Origin of the sequence: Chloroflexus sp. (genome assembly GCF_034434295.1) — a bacterium.
Taxonomy (GTDB): Bacteria; Chloroflexota; Chloroflexia; order Chloroflexales; family Chloroflexaceae; genus Chloroflexus.
On the sequence record NZ_DAOTZQ010000120.1, the window covers coordinates 1 to 8775 of the forward strand.

General features: G+C 56.8%; 8 protein-coding genes and 1 pseudogene. 4 read left to right on the plus strand and 5 right to left on the minus strand.

All coding sequences use genetic code 11. The features are described from left to right. The first annotated feature begins 244 nt into the window (after window positions 1-244). Together VAE57_RS16080 and VAE57_RS16085 are read left to right on the plus strand one after the other, a co-directional pair. Window positions 245-960 (plus strand): annotated as a pseudogene (locus tag VAE57_RS16080) (DUF5995 family protein). 22 nt (window positions 961-982) lie between these two features. Next, window positions 983-1543, plus strand: coding sequence for a VTT domain-containing protein (locus VAE57_RS16085; RefSeq protein WP_322822874.1), 561 nt, complete (start codon window positions 983-985; stop codon window positions 1541-1543). Between the two features lie 59 nt (window positions 1544-1602). On the opposite strand, the gene bchE is transcribed toward VAE57_RS16085, so the two are convergent. The 4 genes from bchE to VAE57_RS16105 all read right to left on the minus strand — a co-directional run bounded on the left by bchE (window position 1603) and on the right by VAE57_RS16105 (window position 5235). Beyond that, window positions 1603-3252 carry a magnesium-protoporphyrin IX monomethyl ester anaerobic oxidative cyclase gene (gene bchE, locus VAE57_RS16090; RefSeq protein WP_322822875.1) on the minus strand — a complete coding sequence of 550 codons (1650 nt, stop codon included), beginning with the start codon at window positions 3250-3252 and terminating at the stop codon, window positions 1603-1605. A gap of 71 nt (window positions 3253-3323) precedes the next feature. Then, a complete protein-coding gene (bchJ, locus tag VAE57_RS16095; RefSeq protein ID WP_322822876.1) occupies window positions 3324-3926 on the minus strand; it encodes a bacteriochlorophyll 4-vinyl reductase in 603 nt (200 codons plus the stop codon). Window positions 3927-4108: 182 nt separating this feature from the next. Beyond that, window positions 4109-4891, minus strand: a complete 783-nt coding sequence (locus VAE57_RS16100; protein ID WP_322822877.1) for a TlyA family RNA methyltransferase — start codon at window positions 4889-4891, stop codon at window positions 4109-4111. A gap of 2 nt (window positions 4892-4893) precedes the next feature. Then, entirely contained in the window at window positions 4894-5235 is a 342-nt protein-coding gene (locus tag VAE57_RS16105) for a hypothetical protein (protein WP_322822878.1), read from the minus strand. A 488-nt stretch (window positions 5236-5723) separates the two neighbouring features. Here VAE57_RS16105 and cbiQ point away from each other — a divergent pair, with 488 nt between their 5' ends. Together cbiQ and VAE57_RS16115 are read left to right on the plus strand one after the other, a co-directional pair. After that, window positions 5724-7466 (plus strand): cobalt ECF transporter T component CbiQ, encoded by a 1743-nt coding sequence (gene cbiQ, locus VAE57_RS16110; protein ID WP_322822879.1) that lies wholly within the window; start codon window positions 5724-5726, stop codon window positions 7464-7466. 3 nt (window positions 7467-7469) lie between these two features. Further along, window positions 7470-8168: an ABC transporter ATP-binding protein gene (locus VAE57_RS16115; RefSeq protein WP_322822880.1), complete on the plus strand. Its 699-nt coding sequence runs from the start codon at window positions 7470-7472 to the stop codon at window positions 8166-8168. A 3-nt stretch (window positions 8169-8171) separates the two neighbouring features. On the opposite strand, the gene VAE57_RS16120 is transcribed toward VAE57_RS16115, so the two are convergent. Continuing rightward, on the minus strand, window positions 8172-8681 hold the full coding sequence (locus tag VAE57_RS16120) for an NUDIX domain-containing protein (protein ID WP_322822881.1): 510 nt from the start codon (window positions 8679-8681) through the stop codon (window positions 8172-8174). Window positions 8682-8775: the final 94 nt, after the last annotated feature.

Sequence of the window (8775 nt, forward strand, 5' to 3'; positions counted from 1 at the left end):
GGGCCGTCCTCCGTGTCATCGCCGGAGCGATTGACGGGTGAGAGTATAGCAAGTCCTGCCGGTTTTGTCAAGCGGACACAGCACAACAAGCTTTATCCCGTCAGAATGAGGTATAAGAGTAATCCGGGAGTTGAAGATATTCCTGCATTTCACCACGATATTTACGTGGTACACTGTTAACGGGAAAATGAAGAACGCTCCCCAGACCAATCCCGAAAGGACTGTTTTTGTGCTGACGCAACGAATGACAACTCTGGTCGAGCAGTGGACGACAATCGGCGACCGGCGTTCTATCTTTCTTGCCTGTTATCAGCGGATGACTGAAAACATGCTCTCCGCAGTAGCGCGTCACGACTTCTTCGATCCCGATTGGGTCGCTCATTTAATCGGCAGCTTTGCCGATTATTATTTTACCGCTCTCGCAGCCTGGGAACGCGACCAGGGTGGGCCGGCTGTCTGGCAGTACACATTCACCTTCGCCAAGCGGCAGAATGCATCTGTTGCGCAACATTTGCTGCTCGGTGTGAATGCCCATATCAATTGCGATCTGGTACTGGTATTAGACGATCTGCTACACCAGGAATGGCCATTGCTCTCTGTGGAACAACAGCACCAACGCCATGCTGATTATCTAGCCGTTAATCGTGTCATCGAACAAACTATTGATCGGTGCAGGATGAAGTTATTGCTCCCTACTCAGCAACGCTCCAGCTTCTTGATGCGGTTTGTGGGCCATTCGATGAGTGGTGTACCGCTCGTCTGATCCGTAACTGGCGTAATGATGTCTGGCGACAGGCCCTGGCTGTGATGAGCCTGAACGATCAGGAAGAACTCCTGGCTGCCCGTCATCAGGTTGATCAGCTCGCACTGGCCAGGACTTATCTTCTCAGCGGTAATCTGACCGAAGTGAGAAGTTTTGGCTATCCATTGCGCTGGTTGAAACGACTACGTTTGCTTTAAGCTATAAACACAACGAGGAGATATGTCTGCTGAAACATCATTGCCATTATGGCGGGTCTGGCTCTGGCCAGCAGTGGTAGGTATCACTATCGCCGTTGCCAATGTTCTGGTCTTTATCCTTCTCCCTCCCGATCTGGTTGAACGGTTAGGCGCCCTCGGTTATGTTGGGGCGTTTCTTTCTGCCGGAATTGCGAATGCGTCGATTGTGGTGCCGGTACCGTATTACCCATTGCTGATTCGCCTGGGACAGGCGTTTAATCCCTACGGTGTTGCAATCGCTGCGGCTGCCGGATCGGTCTTGGGTGAGCTGGTGGCTTTTTATGCCGGACGCAGTGGGCGCAAAGCGATGGAGCGCACCTCGTTCTACGATTGGGTTCATCGCCAGATGCAACACCCATGGCGTGCTCCACTGGTGCTGTTCGTTCTCTCTGCCCCTCCCAATCCCTTTTTCGATGTGGCAGGCATTATTGCCGGTGCAGTTGGGGTGCCGGTTTGGACATTTGTCATTACGGTGTTTCTTGCCCGCATCGTGCGCATGGGGCTGGTCGTGGTGCTGGGCTATACTCTGTTTGGCGGATGGTGATAAAAACCGGTACGCTGTCGTTGTTCTCCTGACAGCGTACCGGTGCAGGCAATTGACCTTCAAGCTGAGCGAGTCTCGGATTCGCTACCGGGATTGACACTTGCCGCCTCAAGTGGTAAGTTGAGTGGGTTTTCCGCTTGAATCTTGATCTCCTCTGGATCGATGCCGGGTGCTGCGCCACCAAAGGTGGTATCGGCATGCAATACTTTCTGCTCTTTCAGCGCAGCGATCTGCTCTGGCGTCAACACACGTGACTCGTCGAAGCCCAGATCAATCTCAAGCTGTGTGCCACGCACGTGCACACGACCCAGGTCGTAGAAGCGGCGGGTGACTGTCGTCTTCATAAAGGCGCGCAAACAACCCAGCATGTAGCGGCGCTTGAAGGGGTCTTTGATAAACGGATATTCGAGAAACGCTTTACGCATGTAGAAGCGTGCATAGTTGCGGAGGACGCCTTTCAATACCTCTTCCCGATCCATCAAATCAGGCTTCATGATCGGGGTCACGAAGTTGTATTTAGCGTAATCACGCACCTCAACCCGGTCGCCCAGTTCTTCAAATAGTTCTGCAAATGGCCATGGGGTGTACATGTTCCAGTTTGCCATATCCGGCTTCCAGTCGAGGACATAGCGGTAGGTCTCCTCGATGGTCTCCGGCGTCTCGTTCTCCATACCCATGATGAACTGGGCTTCAGCCACCATGCCGTGCTTCTTAATCAGTTCGATAGCCCGTTTATTCTGTTCAATGGTCGTCTGTTTGCGGAAGCGGTCGAGATTCATCTGGGCAGCCGCCTCGGTACCGAGCGAAATATGCACTAATCCCGCCGCACGCCAGAGCGGTAACTGCGCTTCATCGCGCAAAATGTCGGTCACCCGCGTGTTGATGCCCCAGTAGACTCGTACCTGACGCCGTATCAATTCTTCACAGAGGGCAGTGAATTTTTTGCGGTTGATTGTCGGTTCTTCATCAGCCAGAATGAAGAAGCCAACGTTGTAATCACGTACCAGTGTCTCGATTTCATCAACAAACTTCTGTGGGCTGCGCGCCCGGTAACGGCGCCAGAATTTCCACTGTGAACAGAAGCGGCATGTGAACGGACATCCACGCGCGAAGTTGGGTACGGCCACGCGCACATTCAACGGCACGTAGATGTAACGCTTCCAGTCGTAGAGGCTCCAGTCCGGTGTCAGTTTGTCGAGGTCAGCAATCGGATCGCGGGCCGGCGTCGCCACGACTTTGCCATCTTCAAGGTAGGCAATCCCGCGAATCTTCATCCGGTCACGCTGATCGCTGCCATAGGCGATGGCCTGCATCAACTCGACAATAATCTCTTCACCTTCGCCACGCACGATATAGTCGATCCAGGGGGCCTCAGTTAGAACCTGACCATACATGAAGGTCGGATGGATACCACCAAGGATCAGCCGGGCATTTGGTAGTTCTTCACGAGCAATCTTGAGCGTCTCCTGGGCTTTGTAGATCATCGGCGTGATCGCCGTCGCCATGACAACATCAGGACGATTGTGGCGCAAGATAAGACGCAGCTTTTCATCAGGCAGGTCTTCGGTCATGGCATCAACAAAGCGCAGGTTATCAAAACCTGCTGCCCGTAATGCCCCGCCAATGTACGCCACCCAGCTCGGTGGCCAGTTGCCGGCAATCTCTGCTCCACCAGCGTGGTAATTCGGCTGGATCATCATGATCCGCATGCGAGACCTCTCTTCCTTTTGACGACCGAGTCTGAACTACACTGATATGCAAAACAATGATGAGCAGCAGATCATCTGCTCAACTCCACGGCAAACTCACACCGGCTCGCTCCCATCGCCCGGCACGCTACCTCGTGTACCCGCAACCGATCACAGACCACCCTGCGCAGTAAGCCCTCGAACGCAGCCCGATAGTAGGCACACACTGGTTCGGTAGCACGTATCCCACGGGCTTCAACACTATCGGCCAGGGTCAAACGCCATACAGGCTGCAACGTGTAGCCGAACCGTCCACTCCCGGCAAATGTCCAGGCATGACGAGCAATAGCGGGCAAAAAGATGCGCAGGGCGAGTCCAACCGGCAAACGAGGGAGCAACCAGCGAATCGGTACCGGTACGCGGTGCGTCGCCACATACTGTGCAGTCAAGTCACCAGATTGCGCGAGCACATCTGCCGCTGCCGACATCCCTAACCAGAAACGCAGATCAGCAATCAGGTCACCAAATTCGCTCTCAGGTAGCATATGATCGGGCATTGCATCCAGCAGATGCCCACGCCCTGTTCGCCGCAGCCAATCTGCAACCGTCTCTTCACCGTACTGAGCACGCGCCGCTGCAACGGTCTGAATGATCGAATTTGGCCCAATCCGAGCTTCCGTAGCAACCTCTTGCATAGTCAACCTGCACTATTGCTTGAAGTGTCAATGTATGCCTTAAATGTAACATTTTTGTTTCTGTCTGCTCGTTGTGATTCATTCACTCAGCGTAAAAACCGGGTGAAGAAAGCTGGGCAGAAGGTTGGCAAGAGGTTTTACCGGGCAATGACCGCCAGGCACACTGGCTCTATACAGCCATATCAATGCGTGTGTACTACTGAGGCGATTGCTCGTTCGCTATCAAGTGTGGGGCGGGCCGGGTGAAAGAGGGCAAGGAATTCAACATTGCCGGCAGGGCCGGTAATCGGAGAGCGGGTCAGAGCAGCCGGATTGAGACCACAGTCGCGTGCGAAGCTGAGAATATCGCGAATGACCTGAGCATGTACTGCGGGATCGCGTACCACGCCACCTTTGCCGACGTGTTTTGGCCCTGCTTCAAATTGCGGCTTAATCAGTGCAATGATCCAGGCTGTCGGGGTCACGAGTCGCTGCACTGCCGGCAGAACCAGGCGCAACGAGATGAAGCTCACATCGATCACGGCACAGTCGGCCAACGTATTGGCCGGCAGCGCCGTCAGATGGCGAATGTTCGTTCGTTCAAGCGCCACGACTCGCGGATCATTCCGTAAACGTTGATCGAGAATGCCGTATCCAACATCAACCGCGAAGACGCGCCCAGCCCCCCGTTGCAATAAGACATCGGTAAAACCACCGGTTGAGGCACCGACATCCAGCGCGGTTACGCCTGTCGGATCAAGCGCAAATTGATCAAGGGCATGGGCCAGTTTATAACCACCACGACTGACATACGGCAAGCCGGTACGCACCTCAACCCTGGCATCGTCAGCGATCAGCGTCCCGGCCTTGGTCTGTACCTGACCATTCACCAACACCTGGCCAGCCATGATCAACGCCTGCGCCCGTGCCCGTGTTTCAGCCAGTCCGCGATTAACCAGTACCTGATCGAGGCGCTGACGGGGCATACTCACTCTTCCCGCTGCAATTCAAGTTCCAGCCGGTCGATCTCTTCCTCTAATTCGGACACCATGGCCCGTAGCCAGTCCGGCGGTGGGTTGTGGGGATCGTGGAGTTGGGCGCGTAGCATACGTAATTGACTGCGCCGCAAACGCAACTGTTCGCGAATGGTTGACTGGCGATCAACCGGTGGTGAAGCGGGCGGCAATGGTTGACCGGCAAGGTAGTCAGTTACCAGTTCGGTAATCAGATCATCAAGCTCAATATCCCGCTCCCGGAGCAACCAGTTCAGTTGCTCACGTTGGGCCGGGGTCAGCCGAAAGCGAGTTGGGATCGTAAAATATCCGCTCATACTACCCTCATTATATCAAATCCAGGCACAGCAACAGCGTGCCCCACCATCCAATCAGCACCTTATGCCGGCGTCATGCTCTGCACTTTACCCCCCAGCCATAGCTCTCATCGGGCGAGTGGGGAGTAGGGAAGGGGGCACGGGTATGATTGCAATGTATGCTGTTGTGGGCAACTGACCCGGTGGTAGTGCGCTGCTTCAGCCGTGCCAGCCCGTGCCTGATGGGTTGCCGTACCCGCTCGTCATGCACGTGTCGCACGGTGTGGAGTGCGGCAGCCATGCTGCCGCGCCGGCCGTGCTCACGATCCGGCGTGTGGTACACCGTTCCCCATCCTGGTCACGGGGGTGCTGGATGGGCGCGTTCAATCATTACCAGTCGTTCCGTCTGTTTATAATGCACCGGCATCACCAGAAGGTGCCGTATCGTTGATTTGGTTTATAATGGAACAGGTACAGCAACAATCCTGGCTAGCATAGAGGGTTTCACCATGTGGTGGCAATCACTTCTCGACCACTGGATTCTCGCACTGCACATTCCTGACGGGTTTCTGCACGCACCTGTTGCCCTGCTCTGGTGGGTACCAACGGTTATCATGATCGGCCTTGCCCTCCGCGCCGTGCAACAATCGGTTGCCGAACGCACTGTTCCTCTGATGAGTGTCCTGGCCGCGGCTATCTTCGCCGCACAGATGCTGAATTTCCCCATCGTCGGTGGGACATCCGGTCACCTCCTGGGGGGTGTGCTTGCTGCTATCATCCTGGGACCATGGGCCGGTATGGTCGTTATGGCGTGTGTGATTGCCCTTCAGGCCATTGTGTTTCAAGATGGCGGTATCGTGGCCATGGGGTCCAATATCTTCAACATGGGAATTGCCACCGCCGCACTTGGTGGCTGGATCGCCCGCCCCCTGCTGGTTCAGGACCAGGTCTTCACCACCACTCGGCTGCGTATTGCCCTGGTTGCTACCGCTACCGGTTGGTTGTCGGTGATGGTCGCCGCCGTCCTTACCTCTGCGCAACTCGTGCTCTCTGATCTGCCGGCAGGAATCGTCTTTCCAGCGATGCTCGGCGTCCATGCGCTGATTGGGATTGGCGAAGGAGTATTGACGGCGGCTGCGTTGCTCGCCCTGGTCACGGCTCGGCTGGACATCCTACAACCAGGTGATACGCCAACCCCGATGCGCACCCGGTTGCTCACGGCAGGCGTGTTCATCGCTGCGCTCCTTGCCGTGCTTGCACCGCTTGCCTCTCCCGACCCGGATGGGCTTGAGCGGGTTGCCGAAGATGTCGGGTTCCTTGATCGTGCGCTCGGCGCACCATACCAGATTCTGCCTGACTATACCATCCCAGTGCTCGGCGAGACCCCCCTCTCGACAATCGTCGCCGGTCTGATCGGGGGTATCGTCACGGTCGGCATCGTGTGGGGCATGGCGGTCATCCTTCGCCACATCATCACGCTCGTAACGACCCCTATGCAGGCAGGGTATACCGCTGGAGACGGACGGGTCAAGACCGGGCTAGCCTTCGGATTCGTGCTCATGATGGCGTGGATTCCGGTGGCAGCGTGGGATGCATTGCTCCTGGCAGCCGGTGTCCTGTGGGGAACACTCTGGTGGTGCCGGGTCGGCGTATGGACGATCTGGCGCCGGTCGCTGATTGCCGTGCCATTTGTCCTGACCGCGCTCACCCTCGTGGTGTCACAACCCGGTACACCATTGGTGCGCATCACGGTCGGGCAACAGGCCATCATCGCCACCGACGGTGGCATTGCTGCCGCTGCCACCGTCCTCATCAAAGCCTGGCTGTCCGTGCAGGCAATGCTGGCGCTGATGGCAACCACGCATGTCAGCGAGGTTGTCCAGGCCGGTGCTGCGCTCCGGTTGCCGCCGATTCTGCTGGCTATCCTGGACATGACGTACCGCTATCTGTTCATCATGCACGAGGAAGCGATCCGTATGCTGCGAGCACGCGATAGCCGCTCCGCCAGTATTCCTGGTCACCGGTACGGTCAGACCCTCCGCTGGCGGGCACGAATGACCGGCCAGATGATTGCTACCCTCGTGATCCGTGCCTACGAGCGCAGTGAACGGGTCTACGCGGCAATGCTGGCCCGTGGCTACACCGGTCATCCCCTGCGGACCACGCATCCCCCACTCCGGAAGAGCGAGTATGCGCTCCTCGGGAGTGGATTCGTGATGTTCGTCAGCATTCTTATCATTGCCTACACCTGACCCATGATTGAACTCACCCAGCTCTGGTATCGCTACCCCGATCACACACCGGCCCTGCGTGGGATCAGCCTGACCGTCGCCGCAGGCGAAAAAGTTGCTCTGCTCGGCGTCAACGGTGCCGGCAAAAGCACGCTACTCCTCCACCTCAACGGAACACTTCATCCAGAACGCGGAACCGTGGTCGTCAACGGGATACCGGTGACACAACAGACGGTGCGTCAGGTACGGGCAATGGTCGGGCTGGTCTTTCAAAACCCCGATGACCAGCTCTTCTCGGCAACCGTCGGTGATGATGTCGCATTTGGGCCGCAGTATATGGGGCTACCGCCGGCAGAGGTCACCCAACGAGTACACCAGGCGCTGGCGGCAGTTGGCATGCAGGGGGTCGAGCAGCGCCCACCCCATCGTCTCAGTCTCGGTCAACGGAAGCGGGTAGCGCTCGCGACGGTGCTGGCGATGCGACCAGCCATCCTCGCCCTCGATGAACCGTCCGCCGGGCTTGATCCTCGTGCCCGCCGCGACCTGATCGACCTTCTCCACACCCTTCCCCAAACGATGATCATCGCCACGCATGACCTTGCCCTGGCAGCCGATCTCGCACCACGTGCGATTGTCATGGCAGATGGACAGATTGTCGCCGATGAAGCGACGACAACCCTGCTTGCCGACCAGCAGCGTTTGTATGAATTCGGTTTGCGATAGGGATCAGGTCAGTGGGCGCCACTGCCGGAGCTGCGTAAAGAAGCGCGCAACCATCTCGGTATGCAGCGGGAAGGCCAGCTCAATCGGTGCAGTGACAATCACCCGTTCCGCAGCTTCACTGTTCGGCAGAAAGCGGGGCAAATCCTCACTCCGCAACTGTGGCCCTAGGCCAAATACCAGCAAATAGCCGTCAGAGGTGCTGCGTACCGCAAAATCACCGATCAATGCCGGATCGACCTCTACGCCGGCTTCTTCATGCAGTTCACGCGCAGCCGCATCCTGCCAGCGCTCACCCATCTCAATAAACCCACCCGGCAGTGCTAATTGCCCACGCCGTGGATAGGCAGCGCGTCGGATCAGGAGCAGGCCATCATCAACCGGTTGCAACAACAACACAACCGGCAAGGGGTTGCGATAGGTTGTGCTTCCACAGTTGGCACACAATCGTGGCCATGACTGATGTTCGGCAAAGGGGTGACCGCAAAATGAACAGAACGAATGTTGGCGATACATGTGTCTCTAAAGCGACGATTAATAATTCCAGCAAGGACTGTAGTATAACATAAAACAGTCCCCCTTGCGCACTGCGGATTCACCCTACCGCACC